The organism is Desulfovibrio sp. 86, from assembly GCF_902702915.1.
Taxonomy (GTDB): Bacteria; Desulfobacterota; Desulfovibrionia; order Desulfovibrionales; family Desulfovibrionaceae; genus Desulfovibrio.
Window position 1 is genome coordinate 1,229,992 of the sequence record NZ_LR738849.1, and the last position, 22,378, is coordinate 1,252,369.

At 61.7% G+C, this 22,378-nt stretch carries 16 protein-coding genes; 5 read left to right on the top strand and 11 right to left on the bottom strand.

Annotated elements, in window-relative coordinates:
* Positions 1-193 precede the first annotated feature (193 nt).
* Both aprA and aprB read right to left on the bottom strand, forming a co-directional pair.
* Positions 194-2,182 (bottom strand): adenylyl-sulfate reductase subunit alpha, encoded by a 1,989-nt coding sequence (gene aprA / locus DESU86_RS05280; protein WP_179980087.1) that lies wholly within the window; start codon positions 2,180-2,182, stop codon positions 194-196.
* Positions 2,183-2,219: 37 nt separating this feature from the next.
* Positions 2,220-2,708 carry an adenylyl-sulfate reductase subunit beta gene (gene aprB, locus DESU86_RS05285; RefSeq protein WP_179980088.1) on the bottom strand — a complete coding sequence of 163 codons (489 nt, stop codon included), beginning with the start codon at positions 2,706-2,708 and terminating at the stop codon, positions 2,220-2,222.
* 448 nt (positions 2,709-3,156) lie between these two features.
* On the opposite strand from aprB, the gene DESU86_RS05290 reads away from it, so the two are divergent.
* The 3 genes from DESU86_RS05290 (at position 3,157) to DESU86_RS05300 (ending at position 7,015) form a co-directional block, all read left to right on the top strand.
* The gene (locus DESU86_RS05290) at positions 3,157-5,052 is read left to right on the top strand and encodes a 3-phosphoshikimate 1-carboxyvinyltransferase (RefSeq protein ID WP_179980089.1); all 1,896 of its coding nucleotides are present in this window, start codon (positions 3,157-3,159) and stop codon (positions 5,050-5,052) included.
* A gap of 311 nt (positions 5,053-5,363) precedes the next feature.
* A complete protein-coding gene (locus DESU86_RS05295; RefSeq protein WP_179980090.1) occupies positions 5,364-6,269 on the top strand; it encodes a carcinine hydrolase/isopenicillin-N N-acyltransferase family protein in 906 nt (301 codons plus the stop codon).
* A 269-nt stretch (positions 6,270-6,538) separates the two neighbouring features.
* Positions 6,539-7,015 (top strand): hypothetical protein, encoded by a 477-nt coding sequence (locus tag DESU86_RS05300; protein ID WP_179980091.1) that lies wholly within the window; start codon positions 6,539-6,541, stop codon positions 7,013-7,015.
* Positions 7,016-7,064: 49 nt separating this feature from the next.
* Here the strand turns inward: DESU86_RS05300 and DESU86_RS05305 are convergent, their stop codons facing one another.
* From DESU86_RS05305 to DESU86_RS05345, 9 genes are all read right to left on the bottom strand, one after another.
* A complete protein-coding gene (locus DESU86_RS05305; protein WP_179980092.1) occupies positions 7,065-7,370 on the bottom strand; it encodes a hypothetical protein in 306 nt (101 codons plus the stop codon).
* A gap of 98 nt (positions 7,371-7,468) precedes the next feature.
* The gene (locus DESU86_RS05310; protein WP_179980093.1) at positions 7,469-8,044 is read right to left on the bottom strand and encodes a cytochrome b/b6 domain-containing protein; all 576 of its coding nucleotides are present in this window, start codon (positions 8,042-8,044) and stop codon (positions 7,469-7,471) included.
* 250 nt (positions 8,045-8,294) lie between these two features.
* Positions 8,295-9,509, bottom strand: coding sequence for a bifunctional 3,4-dihydroxy-2-butanone-4-phosphate synthase/GTP cyclohydrolase II (locus DESU86_RS05315; RefSeq protein WP_179980094.1), 1,215 nt, complete (start codon positions 9,507-9,509; stop codon positions 8,295-8,297).
* A 246-nt stretch (positions 9,510-9,755) separates the two neighbouring features.
* A complete protein-coding gene (locus tag DESU86_RS05320) occupies positions 9,756-10,523 on the bottom strand; it encodes a YkgJ family cysteine cluster protein (RefSeq protein ID WP_179980095.1) in 768 nt (255 codons plus the stop codon).
* Between the two features lie 383 nt (positions 10,524-10,906).
* Positions 10,907-14,074, bottom strand: a complete 3,168-nt coding sequence (locus DESU86_RS05325) for an efflux RND transporter permease subunit (protein WP_179980096.1) — start codon at positions 14,072-14,074, stop codon at positions 10,907-10,909.
* Positions 14,075-14,087: 13 nt separating this feature from the next.
* On the bottom strand, positions 14,088-14,825 hold the full coding sequence (locus tag DESU86_RS05330; RefSeq protein WP_179980097.1) for a sulfite exporter TauE/SafE family protein: 738 nt from the start codon (positions 14,823-14,825) through the stop codon (positions 14,088-14,090).
* Between the two features lie 10 nt (positions 14,826-14,835).
* Entirely contained in the window at positions 14,836-15,990 is a 1,155-nt protein-coding gene (locus tag DESU86_RS05335) for a CobD/CbiB family cobalamin biosynthesis protein (protein WP_232088273.1), read from the bottom strand.
* Entirely contained in the window at positions 15,987-16,469 is a 483-nt protein-coding gene (locus tag DESU86_RS05340) for a tRNA (cytidine(34)-2'-O)-methyltransferase (protein ID WP_179980098.1), read from the bottom strand. The genes DESU86_RS05335 and DESU86_RS05340 overlap by 4 nt, the downstream gene beginning before the upstream one ends.
* 494 nt (positions 16,470-16,963) lie before the next feature.
* Positions 16,964-18,898: a hydantoinase/oxoprolinase family protein gene (locus DESU86_RS05345; RefSeq protein ID WP_179980099.1), complete on the bottom strand. Its 1,935-nt coding sequence runs from the start codon at positions 18,896-18,898 to the stop codon at positions 16,964-16,966.
* Between the two features lie 227 nt (positions 18,899-19,125).
* Here DESU86_RS05345 and DESU86_RS05350 point away from each other — a divergent pair, with 227 nt between their 5' ends.
* Positions 19,126-20,046 (top strand): branched-chain amino acid transaminase, encoded by a 921-nt coding sequence (locus DESU86_RS05350; RefSeq protein ID WP_179980100.1) that lies wholly within the window; start codon positions 19,126-19,128, stop codon positions 20,044-20,046.
* Positions 20,047-20,245: 199 nt separating this feature from the next.
* Entirely contained in the window at positions 20,246-22,375 is a 2,130-nt protein-coding gene (gene dnaX / locus DESU86_RS05355) for a DNA polymerase III subunit gamma/tau (RefSeq protein WP_179980101.1), read from the top strand.
* Positions 22,376-22,378: the final 3 nt, after the last annotated feature.

Sequence of the window (22,378 nt, forward strand, 5' to 3'; positions counted from 1 at the left end):
AGGGCCAAACATGCCGTAAAGCTGTTGGTCTGGCATCCGGGCTGCATGCCTTGGCCTGGCAGCTTCCGCGCTGTGCGGCGGCTGCTCTTATTTTCACGCTCTCTGTGTTTCTTTCGCACGCCCCTTGACTGAACATGCGTACAGCCAAGGGGGCGGCCTTACGGCCGCCCCTTTAGTGCTGTAATGCCGCCGACTAGTCGGGGATGATCTGGTAATAGGGCTTCTTGAAGATCTTGGTCTCGCCAGTGGCGGGATCGTACTTGGAGTTCACGAAGCACTTCCACTTGGTGTCGTCCAGGCCCATGAAGTCCGCACGATAGTAGAAGCCGGGATAACGGGATTCTTCGCGGAAGGAGATGTGCTGCATGTGCAGGCGCACCGTCCACAGGCGATGGTAGTTTTCCCAGCAGCGCAGCAGTTCGTGCAGGTCACGGGAGGCCAGCTTGAGGGAGTCTTCTTCCATCATGGCAAGCAGGTTGAAGCCCGTGTCGAGCAGAGCCTTGGAGGTGGTGTAGTAGGTGCTCACGCCGCCGCCGTATTCGTCGGTGCACTTCACAAGACGCATCATGAAGTTCTTGGGCGTGATGTAGTTGGGGTTGACCACGGGGTCGGTGGAGGCGTCCTTGCCAGCGAGGAAGTTGTAGTAAGGACGGTAGATCAGCTTCTTCAGTTCGTCGGCGGTTTCCTTGACCTCGGGCTTGAAGTCCTTGTGGTCAAGGCACCAGCGCACCATCTGCTTGCCGGCGATGCGGCCTTCAGCATGGGAACCGGAAGAGAACTTGTGGCCGGAAGCGCCCACGCCGTCGGCGCAGGTGAACAGACCTTCAACGGTGGTCATGCGGTTGTAGACTTTGCCGTTGGCAGCGCGAACCTTGTAGTCTTCGGGCACCCAGGCTTCGTCGGGACCGGACACCCAAATGCCGCAGCAACCGGAGTGGGAGCCGAGCAGGTAGGGTTCGGTGGGCATGATTTCGGAACCGCGTTCTTCAGGAGCGGTATTGGTGCAGGCCCACAGGTTGGCCTGGCCAACGCACATGTCGAGGAAGTCTTCCCAGGCTTCGGACTCAAGTTCCTTCTGCTGCTCTTCGTTCAGAGTGGCGAAGGTGGTCTGCAGGGCAGTCTTGGTGTCCATGTAGATGGGGCCGCGACCTTCGCGCATTTCGCGAAGCATCATGTGGTTACGCAGGCAGGTCGGGATGACATGGCCCTTGGCGTAGCCGCGATCTTCGTAGGGCTTCAGCATGGCACGGTTGGTCACGCAGTAGTCTTCGCCCTTGCTGTTGGTGGCTTTGGCCTTGAACAGAAGGAACCACGCGCCCACGGGGCCGTAACCGTCCTTGAAGCGGGCGGGCACGAAGCGGTTTTCCATCATGGTCATTTCAGCGCCGACTTGAGCGCACATGGTATAGGTAGAACCGGCGTTCCACACGGGATACCAGGCGCGGCCCATGCCTTCACCGGTGGAGCGGGGACGGTACACGTTCACCGCGCCGCCAGCTGCCACCATAACGGCGTTGGCTTTAAAGATGTGCACTTCGTTGGCGCGCAGGTTGAAGCCCACGGCGCCGGCGATGCGGTTGGGGGTATTTTTGTCGAGCAGCAGCTTCACGATGAAGATGCGCTCCATGATGCGGTCTTCACCCAGGGCATTCTTGGCAGCTTCGGCCACGATGCACTTGTAGGATTCACCGTTGATCATGATCTGCCAGCGACCGGAACGCACGGGGGCGTCGCCCTTACGCAGGCTCTTGCCGGCGGCCTTGGCGGCAGCGCCGTTCATGTTGTGGCCGTCTTCACCCTTGATCCAGCAGGGCAGACCCCAGTCTTCGAACAGATGCACGGAGTCGTCAACGTGACGGCCGCAGTCGAAGATAAGGTCTTCGCGGACCAGACCCATAAGGTCGGTGCGGACCATGCGCACGTAGTCGTCGGCGCTGTTGTCGCCCAGGTAGGTGTTGATGGCGGAAAGGCCCTGAGCCACGGCGCCGGAGCGCTCGAGGGAAGCCTTGTCGCAAAGCATAATTTTCAGGCCATGCTTGTCGCCCCAGCGCACTGCTTCAAAAGCGGTGCCGCAGGAACCCATGCCGCCGCCCACGATGAGCAGGTCAACCGCATGTTCTTTCACTTCGGGTTCGGCAATGGCTACGCCCTTGGTCGCTTCCTTGACGGGAATCATAGGCATAATGGTATCTCCTTATCGCACTAGCGGTTGCAAAAGCCTAGCGGCCGATTTCCATGCAGGTAAGAGCCTTATCGGCTTCCAACATTTCGAACTTCTTGCCGAGAGCTTCCTTGGGGGCAACCAGGGCGGTTTCGGTGAAGAGCAGTTCGTCTTCGATGTTGGCGCCTTCGGGATGACCTTCAAAAGGCTTGATGGAACCTTCCGGCGTGGTGCGAATGGGGAACTTGAAACGCTTGACATTGCCGTTCCGGAACTGAACCGTCCACATGATCGAGTCGGCCGAGCGCATGGGGATACAGGTTCCGCCCATGGGAGCGAAGTCGGCGTAGGGGCGGGCCGTAATGGCGCCCTGGGGGCAGATCTTCACGCAGGAATAGCATTCCCAGCAGGCATCGGGTTCCTGGTTGTAGGCCTTCATTTCCTCTGCATCGAGGATCATGAGGTCGTTGGGGCAAATGTACATGCAGGCCGTCTTTTCGCCACCCTTGCAGCCGTCACATTTGGACGGATCGACATAAGTCGGCATACGTATCCTCCAACTCTTTAAAAGTGTTTGAAAACCCACCGGGTTCGGCGTGGCGTGGCGGCAGATTCCGACACGCCGGGGTTAGCCGAGCGCTTTCGCAACAATTGTTGGGCGAATGGCTTGCGCAATTAGTAACAAGCACTTAGCGTCCGAGTCAAGCCCCCTCTGCAAAAATTCGTGGAAAGTCTACAGCGCCAAACATCAATTCTTTTTAAATTTAAATAGGTTAATCGTCTTGTGAAAAAAAAATTAATCCCCGTTTCAAACCATCCCCCGCAGAGTCCTCGCGAGCCGACCCTTGCAAGAGAAGCCATTTCAAGCTAACACGCATGCGCAGAGAAAGGAAGACTGTGACACTGAATTGTTACACATTTCTGCCAACCCTCTGTTATTCCATACAACGTATAAGCATTTGCATATCCCTTCCATTTTTCTCACAGGAAAGAGCATGACTGACCATTCCAACGATTCACGCGGCTCCCGCCCTTCTCGAGACGCCCGCGACGCGCGCGATTCACGCGGCCCCCGCACTCCCCGTGACGCTCGCGATTCTCGCGATTCACGCGGGCCACGTCCCCCCAGGGATGCCCGTGACTCACGCGACTCGCGCGGCCGTGATGACGCGCCTGTGCGCCGCCCCCTGCGCGAAACTGTTTGCGAGATTGACCGCGACATTCTGCGCCTTTTGCTGCGCCGCCATAACATTCTGGCGCGCATGCGCGGCGACAAGTCGCATCTCGACTCCGCCGAAGAAAAATTGCTGCGTGAATCGTGGGAAGGCGCAGTGGCCCGCATCAGCCGCGACGCTCGCCTTTCGGGCCATTTTTTTTCCCTGATGCAGGAAGTGGAATTTCTGCCCCGCCCCGCAGGCGAGCGCCCCGCTGAAAGCGCCGAAGGCCAGGACTCTGCCGACGGCCGCGCGGGTGAAGGCCCCGCTGCTCAGGAAGGGCCGGACAAACGCACTGCCTTTAACCTCGCCCCGCCCTCAAAGCCCGTTCGCCTGCGCATGCCGGCGCCCCTGGCCTGCCGCTCCACCCGCGCCTGGCTTATGCTGGCCGCAGCCACGGGACAGCCCACGCGCGTGAGCCCCTGCCTCATGAACGACCCCATTGTGGATTGCGTGAAGATGCTCATCCAGATCGGCGCATCCCTTACCCGTGAGGACGACGGCGTCACGGCGCGGCCCTCCGTGCCCGTGAGCGCGCCCGACAAGGTGCTGTACGTGGGCGACAGCGCATGGAACTTCTTTTTGCTGCTGGGGCACTACCTGGGCCGCCCCTCACGCGCGAAATTCATGGGCGAAACAAGCCTGAAACTGGCCGACCTTTCCGCAGTGCGCCACTTTCTGCCCGCCATGGGCGCCCGCCTTGTGCATGTGGTGCCCAAGAGCGACGGACTGCCCGCCCGCCTGGAGTGTTCCGGCATTATCCCCGACGCGGTGGTCATGCCCGCCGATACGCCCGCGGAACTGGCCGAAGGCATACTGCTGGCCGCGCCTGGCTACGAGCACAGCCTCATGATGGATTTGACGGGCCACCCCGCCCAAAAGACCATCTTTGCCCGTACCTTGCCCATACTTCGGGCAGCAGGGGCCGAGGTGAGCGTGGACGGCGGCGTGGTGCGCATTCATCCGACTAAGCTGGAAATCCCCGCCCTGCCCGACCTGCCCATGGAGCCTGAACTGGCGCTCTTCCTGCTGTCCCTGCCCCTGGCCATGGGCGGCGAAACCCGCCTTGCCGGACACTGGCCCCAGTGGCCCGCAGCCGAGGCTGGATGGGATCTCCTGCACGGCCTGGGCCTTGACCTGCGCCAGCAAAAAGGCGCGGATGGCGGCGAAGTGACCGCCAGCAGCACGGCCCCCCTCAAGAACTTCACTCTTGCCGCCCTGCCCGAAAATCTGCCTTCCGACTGGGCCCCGCTGGCCGTTGGCCTGGCCGCCTGTGCCGCCCTGCGCGGCGCACAGGTCAGCCTGCCCACGCTCCCGCAGGATATGGACGTGCATGAAGTGGAGAGTTTCCTCCATGCCCTCGGACTGGAACAGAACAGTGAAGGCAGATTGTGCAAAAATGAACAATCTGGCGTCAAAGCGGGCTGGAATGCCCCCACCCCTGTCTGGGCCATGGCCCTTGCCCTGGCGGCCTGCGCCAAGCCGCACCAGAAGCTGGGCAACCCCGGCGTCATGACGGGCCTGTACCCGGCCTTCTGGGCCCTGTACAATGCCCTGCCCGAACCGCCGCAGCGCCGCGCCGCAGCCGAGGCCGCTCCGGCCGCCCCGGCCCGCCGCCGTATTATCACCTCGGTTGTGGCCGTGCCGCCGGAACTCAAGGAAGATGAAGACTTTTAGCAATAACTTCCTGATTGCTGACAGGAGAGGGCCGCCCATCGGGCGGCCCTCGCGCGTTTGACGCCCTACCTGCATTAGCGCAGAGTGATTGGAGCAGGCTTTTTCGCAGGTGTTTTTGGTATGTTGTGGTGGTTTGCAGGGTCTTGCAATGTTTTGCAGTGTTTTGTGGGGGAGGGACCCTTTTGCAAAAGGGTCGCCTCCCCCACACCCCCACCCCCTAAAACTCTTACGAACCCCTTTTCCGCCATGCCGCCGTCCCCCCAGGAAAAACAATCCGAGGCACTACGACTAGCCACAGGAGAATGCCCACCATGCCCCGCAGCCTTTTACGGATCATCCTCCCGCCCCTGATGTCAGTTTTGGTGTGTTTTCTGCTTGCCGCGCCCCCCGCGCGGGCCTGCACCCTGTGGGCCGCAGCCGGTGACGCCGTTCAGGGGGGCGGCGCCATCATCGTAAAAAACAGGGACTGGACGCCGGGGGAAAGCCAGCGCATCGAGATTTTCAGACCAGCGGGCGGCTATGCCTACGCGGCGCTCATGGCCACACGCGAAGCCCAAAAAAGCACGGGAGTGCAAGTGGAGATTGACCGCCCGGTGGCGGGGGTCAATGAAAAGGGACTTACGGTCGTCAGCGCGGCGGCGAGCAGCCTGCCACGAAGGGACAGGCAGGCCTCCACGGCCAATCACAAGCTTATGGCGCAGATACTCACCCTCTGCGCCTCGGTGGATGAGGTCATGGCCCTGGATCCGTCCCGGTTTCGCGGGCCGCTCTTTCTGATGCTTGCGGACAGGGAAAAAATTGCGCTTGCTGAAATCGGACTGGAAGGAATGGTGGCCTGGCGCACGCAGACCAACGGCGTGCTGTACCATACGAACCACTATCTTGAACCGGCCCTGCAACGCTTCAACAGAAAACTTGGCGAAAGCAGCCATGCCCGCTACGCGCGCATTGCCCATCTGCTGCAAACCAGCCCCAAACCCTACACCTTTGACAGCCTGCTGGCCTTCACACGCGATCACGTCGCCGGGCCGGACGACAGCATCATGCGCACGGGTTCTACGCCGACCTCAGCGCGAACCGTAGCCGTATTCGCCGTATCCCTGCCAGGATCAGGTGAAGCCGAGGTCTATGTGCGCCTGCTTCAGGAGGGCAAACCCGAACATGAGGAAACCTACAAACTGGATTCGTTGCTGACGCCCGCCGCTAGAGGCCGGTAGCTGCGGCAGGGATGGCTATGCCGCTTTGCTGAAGATTCCTCTCTGCGTCTTCTTTCTGGTACTTGTTCTCGCCCCCACTATTGTCACACTGCTGCTTTTCATTTTCGGCATGTGAGGCGACGCCTGCTGAAGGGCGGACATTTTTCCGCCCTGCACCAGACACCTACGGAAGCACCAGGGTTTATCTGTGGTTTCATATTGCTGTGTTGTTGCAGTATTGCTATAAAAATATAGTCGTCAAAGCCGGAAGCCGAAACAATGGAGACCCGATGACTCTGGAAAAACTTGACGATTCCGCACGAGCCTTCATACGCGGCGCATGGCCCCTGTGCCTCATTGCAATACTTAACTTGTGGTGCCTGATGCCCACTGCCCATCCCTATGCGGTTTTCTCCTTCCTGTACGGTTTTGCAGGCTGCCTGATTTTTGTGCGCGGCTTCGGCCTTGCCACTTTCTGGCCCATATATTGCTTGGCTTTTGCGGCCCTTCTTACTACGTCCCCATCAGACAATGAAATAGAGCAGTTGCAGATTATACTGCGCCTTGAACGTATGGACAGTGACTACCTGGGGTATCTCGTCAGGGCCTTCAAGGCTGCCCTGATGACTGTGCCTTTTTCCCTATTTTTCTTCGACCGTATGGGCGGCTATGTCACGTTATTAAAGATCCCCCTTTGCATCTTTTTTCTGGTGCTTGTCCTCGAACCTACCCTTTTATTCCTGCTGCTCTTCATTTTCGGCATGTGAGGTGACGCCTGCTGAAGGGCGGACATTTTTCCGCCCTTCAGCAGGTCAGCTACGGAAGCACCAAGGGCTTATCAGCGGTTTCGTATCGTTGCGCTTTTTGCAGGATTTCAGCGAAATAATGCTGGCAGTTATTTAACAGAAAATTGTATCGTACTGGGGTAAACTCCGACTGAAATGCCTCATTTTTCTCTTTCTCCCATTCCTCCTCAAGAGCCTGTCGCGCACGATCAACATATTCTTTTCTGTATTTGGGCGCTTCGACTTCGTAGGTGAGAAGCTTTTTTGTATTCTCCACAAGCAAACCCTCTCCCTTGGACAAACCGAAATTGCTTCCATCACTGCCCACAAACTGCATATGCTCGAAGTGTTGCTGACTATTCCATCAATGCAGCAAGCCCGGCATGTCTTTGGACATGCCGGGCTTGCAAATCAGTGACCGTAACGAAGGCGCCGCTACTTTTTGGGCGCGGTCTTTTTTTGCCATATGGCAAAGTGGGCCAGAGCCATGCCTCCGTGGCCAACCAGATACAAGGCCAGGGACCAGGCAAAAAACTTGTGCACGCTGTAGGCCGTCAGCAATGAGCGGTGGTTGCTCCAGTTGTCAAACCACCACAGGCCGGAAGCAACAGTCAGCAACAGAGCCCACATGCCAAGCCCCTGCACGCAGGCGGGCAGGCCCTTGGGCCGGGGGCCCACAACCTTGAACTGCGCCGCCGCGCGCAGGTCCTTGATCAGCTGGTCGTTATCACCCCAGAGATAGGGAAAGAAATTGCGCAGGCCGCGCTTTTTGACGCTGAGAACCACAAGGGTCACGCCGAAAACGCACAGGAACATGCCCAGGATGATATGTATCCAGACTAAGGGCGAGAGGCCGGATGGCAGTACAACCATGCCGAAGCTGAGCAAGATTTGCAGTAATACCAGCGTTATGACGCTGGCATGAATACAGCGCAGCAAGGGTGGCTGAAAAAAACCCAAAAATTTCCACAGCAATGCGCCCTGGGCCACAACTTTTTCTTTCACGGTCATGCAGTCGCTCCTGAATTCCGGGCCCGGATTCATGCCGCTGCCAGCCCGTTGTTTCCAATCGCGGCATGACTAGCGTGTCGCAAGAAAAGTCCGGGCCAGATTAGTAAAAGACAATCCTCCACAATGACGCCATGAAAAACACGCTCCCGGCGGGATTCTTCACCCCGCCGGGGGCAATATTCATTTCCAGGAACTCCCAGGACGCGCCGCGAGGCTGTCCCGGGGCCGGGACAGCCTCGCTAAAGCTGCCCTAATGGCTGCACGAGCAGTGCAGCATGTGTTCCATCTTTTCTTTCTTGGTGCGCAGGTAGTATTCGTTTTCGGGGCAGGCTTCCATTTCGATGGGCACACGCTCGACAATTTCGATGCCGTAGCCTGAAAGGCCCACGATCTTCTTGGGATTGTTGGTCAAAAGCCGTATTTTGTGAATACCGAGGTCAACGAGGATCTGCGCGCCGGTGCCATAGTCGCGCAAGTCCGGGGGAAAGCCCAGCTTGCGGTTGGCTTCCACCGTGTCATAGCCCTGATCCTGCAAGGCATAGGCGCGGATTTTGTTGGCAAGGCCGATGCCCCGCCCTTCCTGACGCATGTACAGCAGCGCGCCGCGCCCTTCCTTTTCAATCTGGCGCAGGGCCGCGCCAAGCTGTCCGCCGCAGTCGCAGCGCAGGGAGCCCAGGGCGTCGCCCGTGAGGCACTCGCTGTGCACGCGCGTGAGCACGGGTTCCGGCCCGCTGAGATCGCCCTTGACCAGGGCCAGATGCGTGCCCTGATCGGTTTCGCTCTCATAGGCGTAGACGGTGAAGTCGCCAAATCTGGTGGGCAGGTGGGCCTTGTCCACACTGCGCACGGAAACCTGACCACGATTCAGACGGTGACGGATGATATCCTTGACAGCCGCTATCTTGAGGCCGTGCTCTTCGGCAAAGACTTCCAGATCGGGCATGCGCGCCATGGTGCCGTCATCGCGCATGATTTCGCAAATGACCGAGGCAGGCTTGAGCCCTGCCAGCTTTGAAAGATCCACGCCGCCTTCGGTCTGCCCGGCGCGTGAAAGCACCCCGCCCGCCTTGGCGCGCAGGGGAAAAACGTGCCCCGGCGTCACGAGGTCGTCGGAGCGCACGTTGTCGGCCACTGCCGCCAGAATGGTCGTGGCGCGGTCAGCGGCGGAAATACCGGTGGTGACGCCCTCGCGGGCTTCGATGGATATGGTGAAATTGGTGCCGAAGCGTGAACCGTTGCGCTGCGTCATAAGGGGCAGGTCAAGACGGTCGATAAGTTCCGGAGCCATAGGCAGGCAGATCAGACCCCGCCCGTACTTGGCCATGAAGTTGATGGCCTCCGGAGTGACAAATTCGGCGGCCATGGTCAGGTCGCCTTCATTTTCCCTACCCTCGTCGTCCACAAGAATGACCATCTTGCCCTGCCTGATATCGGCAACGGCTTCCTCAATGCTGCACAGTGGCATGATGCTTCCTTCGTTTGGCCCGCGTGCGGGCTGTGAATATATAATTGGGGAAGCACTGATTAAAGAGCCTCCTGGAAACGCGCAGTTATTTCGTTTGGCAAGGCGCGATCTTTTTTTGAAGCAGGAGTGGACTCTTCTGTCCTCGACTGTTTCAAAAAAAGTCAAGCAACGCCGCCAAACGGAATAAATCAGCGTTTCCTTAGATAACTATGGCTGGCTGGCCCTTCTGTCAACCGCGCGGGCTGCTCAAACCTCGTCGGCGGCCGTGGGCCTGAGGCCGACTTCGGCCAGCAGGTCGCGCAACGCGCGCCCCAGAAGAAAGGGCAAAATGGCCTCGGGCACGCCCGCGCGTTCCACGCACAACTGGCGGAACGCGGCCTCGGTGCGCACGGTTTCGCCCAGGTGGGCAAGCAGCGTCTGGCGTTCTTCCGCGTCCATTGCGCCAGCGTCGTGAACCTGCACGCCCTGCGGGGCAAAGCCCAGCCTGGCGGCGGTTTCCAGCACGGGAGCCGCAGGGCTCTGCTCTTCATGCGCGGCCATAAGATCTGGCAAGAGCGCGCGGGTTCCGGCGTCCAGAGCGGGAAAACCGGGCAGATGCGCTTCGCTGGCCAGAATCCTGAAGGCTTCGGCCCTGTCCATCAGAGGCGTGCCGGACAAAAGGTCTTCCAGAGGGGTCGTGTCCATGCAAAACAGCGCGGAGCACTGCACCGGTCGCTGGGCATAGATGGCGCAGCCAGAACCGTCGCGGTAATAGCGGCAGCGCCAGGGATGCGCCTGCCCGCCAAGACCGGCCACCTTGATATGCTCCTGTTCCAGAGGCCACAGGCCTCCACGCACGTCATCGCGCGCCCACTCTCCCTTTCTCAGGCAGACCAGGCTGTCCAGGGTCAAAGCGCCGCTCACCAGCCGCGAGGCGTCGTCCACCATGAGGGTGGGGCCGCCGCGCAGACAGCACATGCCGCAACGGCGGCAAACGGGCGCCTCTAGGGGCGAAGACATATCCTGTGAAATCATGACGCCTCCGAAACCGGCATGCCCGCCGGGCCCGAAACCCTGGCACATGCCGGCGACTAAATCAGATTAACTTTGAAATGCTTCACATTTCCAAGTTTTCATTCAGCCGAAAAATACGCGCCTGGGCAGAACCCGCGCTACTTGTGGCGCACTGCGCACCTCGCGGGCATGCCTTTAGGCAACATGCCGTCAGCCATATGCGCCAGCCGCGAGCCGTCAAAATGACATGCCGTACAGCTATAGATACACGCATGCGCGCGCTGCGCCAACTGGTCTCAGACTGCCAGCCCCAGATTGTGCGGCAAACTCCCGGCAGCCCAGACTTTATGAAGAGCGTCAGGCCGGCCTACGCGCCAGATCCCGTCCAATGCAGCCGTGCCGGTTTATGCGGCAGTGCCGCCCGCCTCTGCACTGGCAGTCTCGCCCGTTCCGCCAGTCTTCACGTCCTTGTGGAACCGTCCGCCCCAGCGCCTGCCAAGGGCGCGAGAGAGCTTTTCCATATAGTAATAGTAAACGGGCGTAATGTAGAGCGTCACTATCTGCGAAAAACACAGTCCCCCCACCACGGCCATGCCCAGGGGCCTTCGGGCCTCGGCCCCCGCGCCCACGCCGATGGCAATGGGCAGAGCGCCCATCAGCGCCGCCACCGTGGTCATCATGATGGGCCGAAAACGCACATGACAGCCCTGCCTGATGGCCTCCAGCGGTTCCAGGTCCGGGTTATGGCGCTGCGCCTCAAGGGCGAAGTCCAGCATCATGATGGCGTTCTTCTTCACGATGCCAAGCAGCATGATCACGCCCACAAAGCCATAGAGGTTCAGGTCCATGCCGAACAGCCAGAGCGTGCCCAGCGCGCCGAAGCCCGCCGAGGGCAGGCCGGAAAGGATGGTCAGGGGATGGATGAAGCTTTCGTACAGAATGCCCAGCACCAGATAGATAACCACTATGGCCAGCACCAGCAGCCAGCCCATGCCCGTGAGCGAGCTTTGAAAAGCCTGGGCCGTGCCCTGGGATTCGGCGGTCACCGTATCGGGCAGCAGCGGCTGCGCGGCGGCCTCCACGGCAGCGACGCCCTGCCCCAGCGACACGCCGGGGCGCAGGTTGTACGAAATGGTCACCGAGGGGAACTGGCCGTTGTGGTTCACGGCAATGGGTCCCACGCCCGGCTCCATTTTGACCAGGGTGTCCAGGGGCACAAGGTTGCCGTTGGCGGCGCGCACATAGAGGCGCGACAGAGCCGAACTGTCCTGCTGAAATTTCTTCTGTAATTCCACAAAAACCGTGTAGTCATTGGTGGGCGCGTAGATGGTGGATATTTCACGCGAGCCGTAGGCCGACTGAAGCGCCAGGTCTATCTGGTGCGGGCTGACGCCCAGGGCCGCCGCGCGGTTACGGTCAATGGAAACGCGCAGTTCGGGGTTTTTCAGCTGCAGGTCGCTGTTCACGTCCTGTATTTGCGGCAGGGCGCGCAGGGCGTTCTCTATTTTCTGGGCGCTGTCGTAGAGGTCCTCCATGTCCGGGCCGGAAAGCGTGTACTGATACAGCGCCTTGGACGAGCGCCCGCCCAGGTTGATGGCCGGGGGCACCCGCACAAAGACCCGCATGGAAGGCGAGATATTGAGTTCACGCCGCAACTGCTCCGCCACCTGATCGATGCCGGGCCGCTGCGCGTGGGGCTTGAGGGGCATAAGCAAAATGCCGTTGTTCATGCTGGGGCTGCCGCCCACAATGCCCACAATGGAATTGTACATGGACAGATGGGGATTTTTTTCCAGCAGGGGATCGAGGCTGCGCTGCGCGCTGACCATGCCCTCGTAGGATACGCCCTGCTCCGCCTCGGTGCTGGCCACCAGCATGCCCATATCTTCCACGGGCAGAAAGCCCTTGGGCATGGCCATGCCAATCCAGACCGTGAGCGCCAGCAGAACCAGCGAGGCCGTCAGCGTTTTCATGCGGTGGTGCAGCACAACGTCCAGCGAGCGGGCATACAGAGCGTTGAGGCGGTCAAAGCCACGCTCAAGCCAGCCATACAGGCCCTGTCCCGCGCTGCGGCCAGCCTTGTGCGCCCCTTGCGCCTTGAGAAAGTAGGCGCAGAGCATGGGCGTCAGCGTGAGCGACACCACGCCCGAAGCCAGAATGGCCGCGATGATGACCACGGCGAACTCCCTGAACAAACGCCCCACAATGCCGCCCATAAAGAGTACGGGGATGAAGACCGCCGCCAGGGAAACCGTCATGGACACGATGGTGAAGCCGATCTCCGCAGAGCCGTCGTAGGCCGCTGTGAGCGGGTCCTTGCCCATCTCCTGGTGGCGCACGATGTTTTCCAGCATGACGATGGCGTCGTCCACCACAAAGCCCACGGCCAGGGTGAGCGCCATGAGCGAGAGGTTGTCCAGGCTGTAGCCAAGCACCGCCATGACCGCAAAGGTGGATATGACCGACATGGGCAGGGCGAGGCTGGGAATGACCGTGGCGGGCAGGTTGCGCAGAAAAACAAAGATGACGATCACAACCAGAAAGACGGTGAGCACCAGCGTAAACTTAACATCTGCCACGGAATGACGGATGGATTCTGAACGATCGTAAAAAATTTCCAGCGATACGGAAGGCGGCAACTGGCGTTCAAGCCCCGGCATCAACGCGCGGATGGCGTCCACCACCTGCACGGTGTTTGTGCCGGGCTGGCGTTCCACGGCCAGGGTAATGCCCGGCGCGCCGCCATTGCCCCAGGTGATCTGCTTGTCCTGCTTGACGCTGTCCACCACCTGCCCGATGTCGCTCAGGCGCACGGGCGCGCCGTTGCGGTAGGCCACCACCGTATCCTGAAAGGCGCGGGCGTTGAGCAACTGCCCGGAGGACTTGATGGCACTGGCCCGCTGCTCGCCCTCCAGCGCGCCCGTGGGCAGCATGCTGTTGGCGGCGGCCACGGCGTCGGCCACTTCGTCAATGCCAAGCCCGCGCGAGGCCATCTCGTCCGGGTCAAGCTGCACGCGCACGGCGTACTTTTTCTGCCCGTACACCACCACCTGGGCCACGCCTTCCACCATGGAGAGCCTTTGCCCTATGAGGGTGTCGGCGTATTCGTTGAGGGCATACAGGGGCAGGGTCGATGACGAAACCCGCAGGTACAGTATGGGCATGTCCGCCGGGTTGACCTTGCGAAAGCTGGGCGGCGTGGTCATGCTGGTGGGCATGCGCCGCTGGGCGAGGCCTATGGCCGACTGCACGTCCAGCGCCGCAGCGTCGATATTGCGGTCAAGGGCGAACTGTATGGTAACGCGGGTGCGGCCCGTGGAGTTGACCGAAGAAATGGAATCAATGCCCGCAATGGTGAAAAATTCCTTTTCCAGCGGAGTGGCCACGGACGCCGCCATGGTTTCCGGGTCAGCTCCTGGCAGGTCGGCCATGACCTGAATGGTGGGAAAATCCACATTGGGCAGATGGTTGACGGGCAAGTTTTTATAGCCCGTCATGCCGAAAAAAAGCATGCCGAGCATAAGCAGCACCGTGGCTACGGGGCGGCGAATGAATATGGCGGCGATATTCATAATTTTTCCTACGTCAACTGAGTATCAGGCGCAAGAGCAAAAACAGCCCGAGCCCGCAGCACAGGCCGCCAATGAGCTTGCGCAGCACTTCTGTGGGAATGCGCTTGGTCACGGCTATGCCCGCGAAGAGTCCTATGAGGGCCATAAGGCAGATATACGGCAAAATGGCAAAGTCCACATGGCCGTTGGCCACGTTGCCGATGGTGCCGAAAAGAGCCGTGGTCACCTGATAGGGCATGGCCAGCCCCACCGCCGTCATGGGCGAGACTCCGGCGATGATCATCCAGGGGATGGACACCACGGAGCCGCCAGCGCCTGTGAGGCCAGCCAGCAGGCCCGTTATGGCCCCAATGCAGAAAAAACCCTTGCCGCTCTGCCAGAACGCGCTGCCTTTTCCCGTCCTTGGGGGCCGCAGGGCGCACAGCCCGGCAAACATGATGATACAGGCCAGCATGGCCACCAGAGGGCCAGCGGGCAGCCTGGCATTGAGCAGGGATCCGGGCCAGGCGGCCAGACTGCCCGCCATGTAGGGCAGGGCCTTGTACCACTCAATATGACCCAGACGGCGGTACATGACCGTGCCCACCACGCCAACAGGCAAAAATGACGCCAGGGCCGTGCCCATGGCCATGTGGGTTTCCTGCCCGCTGAACAGGATAAGGGCAGGAGGAATAAGTATGCCCCCGACCCCGGTTATGCCCATCAGAAACCCCACCAGCAACGACACCAGATACAGAACGATTGTAACCATGCGCGGAGCCTCAGAAAATAAAAAGGCATACCAGGGCCAGGGCCCACAGAACCAGGCCTCCGTAAAGCGCACTTTGGCGCAGGAGGTCGCACAATGCCAGCAGGCGGGGGGCGTCCCACACGGCGGAAGACGCGCCGGGCTCCCCCTTGTCCGGGGGTGGCCCGAGCCACGGTTTGTCCACCAGTTGGCCGAAATAGACTGAAGGCCCGGCCATACGCGCTCCGCACAGCCAGGCGCAGGCCGTCATGGGCCAGCCCGAATTGGGGCTGGGCATGCCCGAAGCCTGGCGGGCCACCACGGCCAGACCGGGCCAGCGGCCGGGCCAGCTGCCGGGGCAATATCTGGACCACAGGGCAGTACCGCCTCTGCTCTCGTCACCGTCACGGCCACCGTCACGGCCACCGCCGCAGCACGCCGCCTCAAGTCTTTGCCGCAGCAAAAAAAGAGCGTGAACCAGCGCCGCGCTCAAGGCGGCCAGACGCGCGGGCACAAAGGCCAGCCCATCGTCGGCCCGCGCCCCGGCCCAGCCGAGCCAGCGCCATTTTTCCGTCATGTAGCCCCACATGGAATCCGTGGTGCTCACGGCCTTGTAGCACCAGAGGGCCACCGGCCCGCCCATGAGCAGCCAGAAAAAAGGCGCTGTAAAGGCATCCGTAAGATTTTCGGAAAGCGTGTCGGCCAGGGTCTTGCGCATGAGGGGGCAATCCATGGCGCTGGTGTCACGGCTTACCAGCCATGACAGCGCCTGGCGGGCCTCGGCTTCCGGAGCCTGCTCCACCCTTTCCAGCACAAGTTCGCCCGTTTGCAGCAGACTGCCCATGGCAAGTCCGGCCCAGGCCAGATAGGCGGCCGCCAGCAGGCCCACCAGGGGCAAAGACACCGCTGCCCAGACGGCGAATCCCGTACAGGCGACCAGCACGAGCAGGGCCAGCGCTCCGGCCAGCCTGCCCCGGCACCGCTCATGCCCGGCCCCCGCCGCCAGCATGAAGCGCCGCGCGGGGCGCTCCAGCCAGTCGAGCGCTTTGCCCACAAGGCAGACAGGATGCCGCCAGGGCAAGGCGGGATCGCCGAGCCATAAATCCAGAACAAGGGCCACAGGGGCCAGCCACCAGCACTCCCACACGGACCAGGGGAAAACAAGGGCCAGCCCGTGGGGCAGGCTCACGTCCAGGTCTCCATAAGATTGGCCCGGGCCAGAGCCGCATACAGCACAATGCCCGCCGATGTGGACAGGTTGATGCTGCGCACGCGCCCTTCCAGCATGGGGATGCGCACGCGGTACGGCGAAAGGGCCAGAATATCCTGCGGCAGCCCGCGTGTTTCAGGCCCGAAAACCAGAAAATCGTCAGGCTCGAAGGCAAAATGGTGCACAGCGGCGCTTTTTTCGGAAGCCTTGGCCGAGGTGAACACCAGACGCCCGCCAGCGCCGCCCGCGCCGGACGTTTCCGCAAAGGTTCGCCAGTCGGGCCAGACGTTCAGACGCACATTGGGCCAGTAGTCCAGACCCGCGCGTTTGAGGTAGCGGTCTTCAAGCTTGAAGCCCAGAGGTTCAATCAGGTTGAGCGTCACGCCGGTGGCGGCGCAGAGCCGGGCGACATTGCCCGTATTGGGGGGAATTTCCGGCTCATAAAGAACTATCTGCATGGTATTCGCACTCGCGCGCCCGCCGGGCATGGCCCCCGGGCAAATTTCTTTGGAGCGCGATAGTATGGCGTATATGGATGCTTTTCAAGGGGCGGTGGCCGTAGCGTTGTCAGTGCCGACACGCGCCGCCGCTGCGGGGGCGGTTGGGACTGCCGCAGGATTACGCCGTCGTTGCCATGCCGCAGCTTTTCCTCTCCCAATCAAAAAATTCGTCGTACCATATTAGAGCATTTAACACTTGAAATGCTCGCGTACGGCAGGCAAAAGCCCGCCTGCTCGCATTTCGTGGCAAGGATTTTTCAGGAAAACCCTTGCAGAGCATTTAACTCATTTCATTCGTAAACTGCTCTAAAATACAATAAAAGTTTTAGGGGGTGGGGGCGTGGGGGAGGAGACCCTTTTCCAAAAGGGTCCCTCCCCCACAAGGCGTTTCAAACTTCAACTCTCAAAGTTCGACGCAGAAATACCTGGAAAGGCGCTTGTGACGGCACTGTCTAGGCTGACACCAGCCCCGCCAGACCAGGCACAGCCTGACACACGACGCGCATGTCCCTGCTGCCGAAGCCGTTGTCGTCCAGCGTGGCGAAGCTCTCGGCCTCGGTGATTTCCACGGCGGCCCCTTCCGCCCCTGCCTGTTCCAGCCTCTGGCGCAAAAGTTCCCTGGCCCGATCGCCAAGGGCCTCAAGGCTGCATCCCTTGCGGATGTTTTCCGTCAGATCCAGCGCAGGGGCGCGCAAAAGGCAGGAGCCCGTGTCGGCGTAAACTTCCACGGCGTCGGTGGGCAGGGTCAGGGCCGCGCCCACGGCATTGGCCACAGCCGTATGGGCCGGGCAGTCCACGGGCAGCCCAAGGGCGGCGGTCAGATACGGCTTCATGCAGGCTGCCGGGCCGCCTACCAGCCAGGCGCGCGAAGGACGCGCCTCCTGCAAGGCCCGCAGGCCCGCCAGCGTATAGATGGGACGGGCGTTGACGGCGTCCGCCAGTGCAGCGGCGGCGCGGCGGATCTGATCCAGGGCGTTGTCCACAGCCTTGCGGGCCAGAACACGGGGCTCAAGGCCGCACTGTTGCGCCAGCGCCTCCATGCCGGACAGGGAGGCGGCCACGTTTCCGGCCTCGTCCGCCTGCGGGGCGCTGTGCAGGGTATTGAGCGCGTCCAGCAAGGTCGGGCTCGTGCCGCCAAAGGCCATGGCTGGCCCCTGACGCAGCGGCCCCACCCGTACCGAGGCTCCGGCCCCGTGCCCGTCAACAGACACAAGGGAGTCGCCGCCCACGCCGATGGAAACCGAAGCAAGGGCGCGCACCAGGGTTCGCCGCCCCTGAAGGGTCATGCCCTCCCTGTCCACCACAGGGGAGCCGTCCACCGCCAGAGCCATGTCCGTGGTGGTGCCGCCTATGTCCAACAACAGGGCGCAGCCCTGACGGGCGGCCGGGCACAGGGCCAGCACGCCCATAACGCTGGCGGCCGGGCCGGAAAGAACCGACTGTACCGGCTCACGGCGCGAAAGACTCAGGGGCACCGCGCCGCCGTCAGCCTTGAGCAGGCGCACGGCGGCGCGCACTCCGGACTCTGCCAGCGCGCTTTCCACAGCGTCGAGAAAATTGGAGTGCAGGCGCTGCACGGCGGCGTTGAAATAGGCCGTGGCGATGCGGCGGGGGAAATTGAGCCGCCCCGAAAGCTTGTGCCCCAGAGTGACGGAAAATGATGCGCCAGATTCTACATTGTGCGCGGCATCTGATGCGGCGTTTGGCGCGATATTTGGCGTGGCATTGGGACTGTTTGTGGCGGACGCGGCGTTCTCACGGCTCAGGGCCTGCGCCATCCGCTGCTCATGGGCCGGATTGCGCGGCGAGAACTTGCCCACGCAGGCCACGGCTGCGATGCCCTCCGCGCTCCAGCGGGCGGCCTGCGCCTCAAGGCCGCCGACATTGAGCGGGCTGACCTCCGTGCCCCTGTGATCGAGCCCGCCGGGAACGACATATACATGCCGCCCCATGGCAAAACGCCGGGGGTCAAGCCCCGGCCCGGCGGAAAGGGCAAGGGCCACGGTATCGGCCTTGTCCTGCACGAGCGCGTTGACCGCCAGCGTGGCCCCCAGAGTGACGCGGCTTACGCGGCCCAAAAGGCTCGCCCCGCCAAGGGCAAGGGCGGCGGCATCGTCGTCCAGGGCGCAGGACAGGGCATGCAGCACCTCGCATACCGAAGCGGGCAGGTCATCGTGTTTTGTGCGCGTTTTGGCCGCAGCCAACAGGCGCACGCGCGGCAGCGCCGCCGGGTCAGCCGGCGTCCGCTTTGGAGGTGAAGCCGCGCGGTTTTCGGATGCTTCCTGCTCCTGCACAAGAAGAACCGCGTCGGTGTTGGTTCCTCCGGCATCTATGCCCAGCAAAAAAACCTGCCCTGCGGGCGCATTTGCGCCATGCTTCTGCTTCATTTCATCCGTCCCTTTAGTGCCAAAAGGCCGGAGTTAGCATACGACATGCCTTGCCGCAGGGCCAGCGCTTTCCCCGGCGCCCACCCTGGCGGTTTTGAATCCCGTGATCCCCTGGCCTACTGCTTGCCATACGCGGCGCTTTACAGTAAATTTTTGCTCTTGCGGCCTCAGGCAGCCACGTGCGCCGCCGATGGGACCGCCCTACAAAGAGGCTTGCGGAGGACAGCATGCAAAAGATGAAGTACATCTGGTTTGATGGCAAAATGGTTCCCTGGGATCAGGCTCAGGTTCACGTGCTCACCCACGCCCTGCATTATGGCAGCGCCATTTTCGAGGGCATCCGGGCATATGCCTGCGCCGACGGCACTTCCGCCGTATTCCGCCTTGAAGACCATTGCAAGCGCATGCTCAACTCCGCCAAGATTCTACGCTTGTCCCTCCCCCTCACCGCCGAGGAACTGGTTGCCGCCTGTATCGAAACCCTCAAGGCCAACGAACTGGCCGAGGGCTACGTGCGCCCGCTTTCCTTTGTGGGACACGGCGAAATGGGCGTCTACCCCGGCAACAATCCTGTGCAGACCATTGTGGCCACCTGGCCCTGGGGAGCCTACCTTGGCGCAGAAGCTCTTGAAAAGGGCATCCGCATCAAGACCAGCACCTTTGCCCGCAGCCATGTGAACACCTGCATGTCCAAGGCCAAAGCGGCCGGCAACTATATCAACTCCATTCTCGCCAAGGTGGAAGCCAAGGACGAAGGCTATGACGAAGCCGTCATGCTGGACACCAACGGCTACGTTTCCGAGGCCACCGGCGAAAATATCTTTATCGTGCGCGACGGCGTCATCAAGACCACGCCCTGGACGTCCATTCTCGGCGGCATCACCCGTGATTCCGTCATGAAACTGGCCAAGGACCTCGGCTATGTGGTGGAAGAACAGCAGTTCACCCGCGATGAACTGTATATCGCCGACGAGGCCTTCTTTACCGGCACAGCGGCTGAAATCACCCCCATCCGCGAACTGGACCACCGTCAGATCGGCGTGGGCCACGCGGGCCCGGTGACCAAGCACCTGCAGGCCGAGTACTTCAAGATCGTCAAGGGCGAAAACCCCAAGTACGCCAGCTGGCTGCACCACTATAAAGTCTAGGGAAGCACTCATTAAAAGCCTCCTGGAAACGCGCAGGTATTTTGTTTGGCAAGGCGCGATCTTTTTTTGAAGCAGGAGTGGACTCTTCCGTCCTTGACTGTTTCAAAAAAAGCGAAGCAAGTCCGCCAAACGGAATAAATCAGCGTTTCCCTAGGTATACCGGCGCGCCCGGCCCAGCCGGGCGCGCCCGCAAAAACACATGAAACATCTTTCCCTCGCATCGCGCTACCGCCCCCAGACCTTTGCCCAGGTGGCGGGACAGGACATGGTCAAGGCCGTCCTCTCCCGCGCCGCAGCCGAGGACAGGCCCGCCGCCGCCTATCTTTTGAGCGGCACTCGCGGTGTGGGCAAGACCACCATTGCCAGAATTTTCGCCAAGGCCCTCAACTGCGAGCATGCGCCCGGCCCGGAACCCTGCAATGAATGCGCCCAGTGCCGCAAGATCACGCAGGGCATCCATGTGGACGTCACCGAAATCGACGGCGCTTCCAACAACAGTGTCGAAGACGCCCGCTCCCTGCGCGAAACCATCGGCTACGCCCCCATGGAAGGCCGCTACAAGGTCTTCATCATCGACGAAGCCCACATGCTCACGCGCAACGCCTTCAACGCCCTGCTCAAAACGCTGGAAGAGCCGCCGGAGCGCGTGGTATTCATCTTCGCCACCACGGAAGCGCACAAATTTCCCATCACCATTGTGAGCCGCTGCCAACATTTCGTTTTTCGCCATCTGGGCGAAGACGCGCTGGTGGAGCACCTTTCTGGCGTGCTGCGCAAGGAAGGCGTCAGCTTTGAAGAAAGCGCCGTGCGTCTGCTGGCCCGCCGGGCCGCTGGCAGCGTGCGCGACAGCATGTCCCTGCTGGATCAGACCCTGGCCCTCGGCGGGGCGGAACTGACCGCAGCCGCCACACGGCAGGTGCTCGGCCTGGCCGGGCAGGAAATGTTCGGCAATCTTTTTACGGCCCTGCACGCGCAGGACTGCGCAGCCGTGGCCGACCTCTGCGGCCAGATATTGCAGCAGGGCGTGGACATAGGATTTTTCATCCGCGAACTGGCGGGCAACCTGCGCAATCTTTTTCTTTTGCGCCAGGGCGGCGAGGCCATGCTGCCGAGCCTGCGCCTGCCCGCTGACGAAGCCGCCCTGTGGCAAAGCATCGCGCCGCGTTTTTCCACCGCGCACCTGCACGCCGCCTGGCAAATGACGCTCGATTCGCAACGCGGCATTGTGCAAAGTCCGGAACCGGCGGCGGCCCTTGAACTCTTGCTGCTCAATCTGGCCATGCTGCCGCAATTGCTGCCCGTGGGCCAATTGACGCCCGCACAGATGACGCCTGCGCAGATGACGCCTGCGCAGATGGGTGGCCAGGCATCGGGCCAGCCATCTGGTCAGACTTCAGGGCAAGCGCAAGGCCAGTCGAATGGGCAAGCCACAAAGCAAGCCCCAGACCAGGCGCAAGCCACGGCCACGGCGTCCCGCGCCGCCAGCCCGCAGCCTGCGGGCCAGCCTGTCGGGCACGCTGCGCCGCAACCGCCCCACGCCGGGAGCGAAGCCTCCCGCAACGGCTACGCCGCGCAGAACGCGGGCCGAAGCCCGGCGCGCCCGCGTGACGCGGCCACGGCTCCCGGCCCTGCCACTGACGGGGATGAGGCCGAAGGCTCTGATCCTGCCGCAGGCAGCCCTTCACGGAACAAGAATTTACGCACAGATGACAGCCGCGTTTCACGAGCGCCGGAGGGCGCGGCCTCTACGCCGCAAAAGCCCGCCGCCCCGGTGGAAGACGACGCCCCGTGGGGCGACGACGCTGACGGCGCGTGGGGCGCTCCGCCCTATGCGGATGCGGATATGGACGACGCCGCCGGTGTTGACGCTTCCGGCGGGATTCCCTGGGACAGCGCCGGGCCCGACAGCGATATGGCAGCGCCAGCGGCTCCTGCGCCCAGGACGGCGGACGTTGCGCCAAGGCCAGCAGGCGACTCCAGCCGCAACTGGCAGGATTTTTATGACTTCTGCATTGCGGAGCAGGCCGCAGCACGTCCCGCTCCCGCGCCGTATACCCTTCGCGGCATCGGCGTGCAGTGGCAGGATAACACGCTGCGGCTGCAGCCAAGAACGGAAACCCAGCTGAACCAGCTTGAAAAACAGGGCAAAGCGCTGTATGCGGCATTGGCTGCATTTGGCGCGGCGGATACGCGGGTGGAAATCGTCCCACCAAAGCCGCACCGCCCTGAGGCCGAGCTTATTGCGGAATTCAGCCGTAAAGAGGCCCTGCAACCCTGCCTTGAGGTGCTCAACGCCTCATTGAAGGGCTGCCGCCCCATGGAATCGTGATCT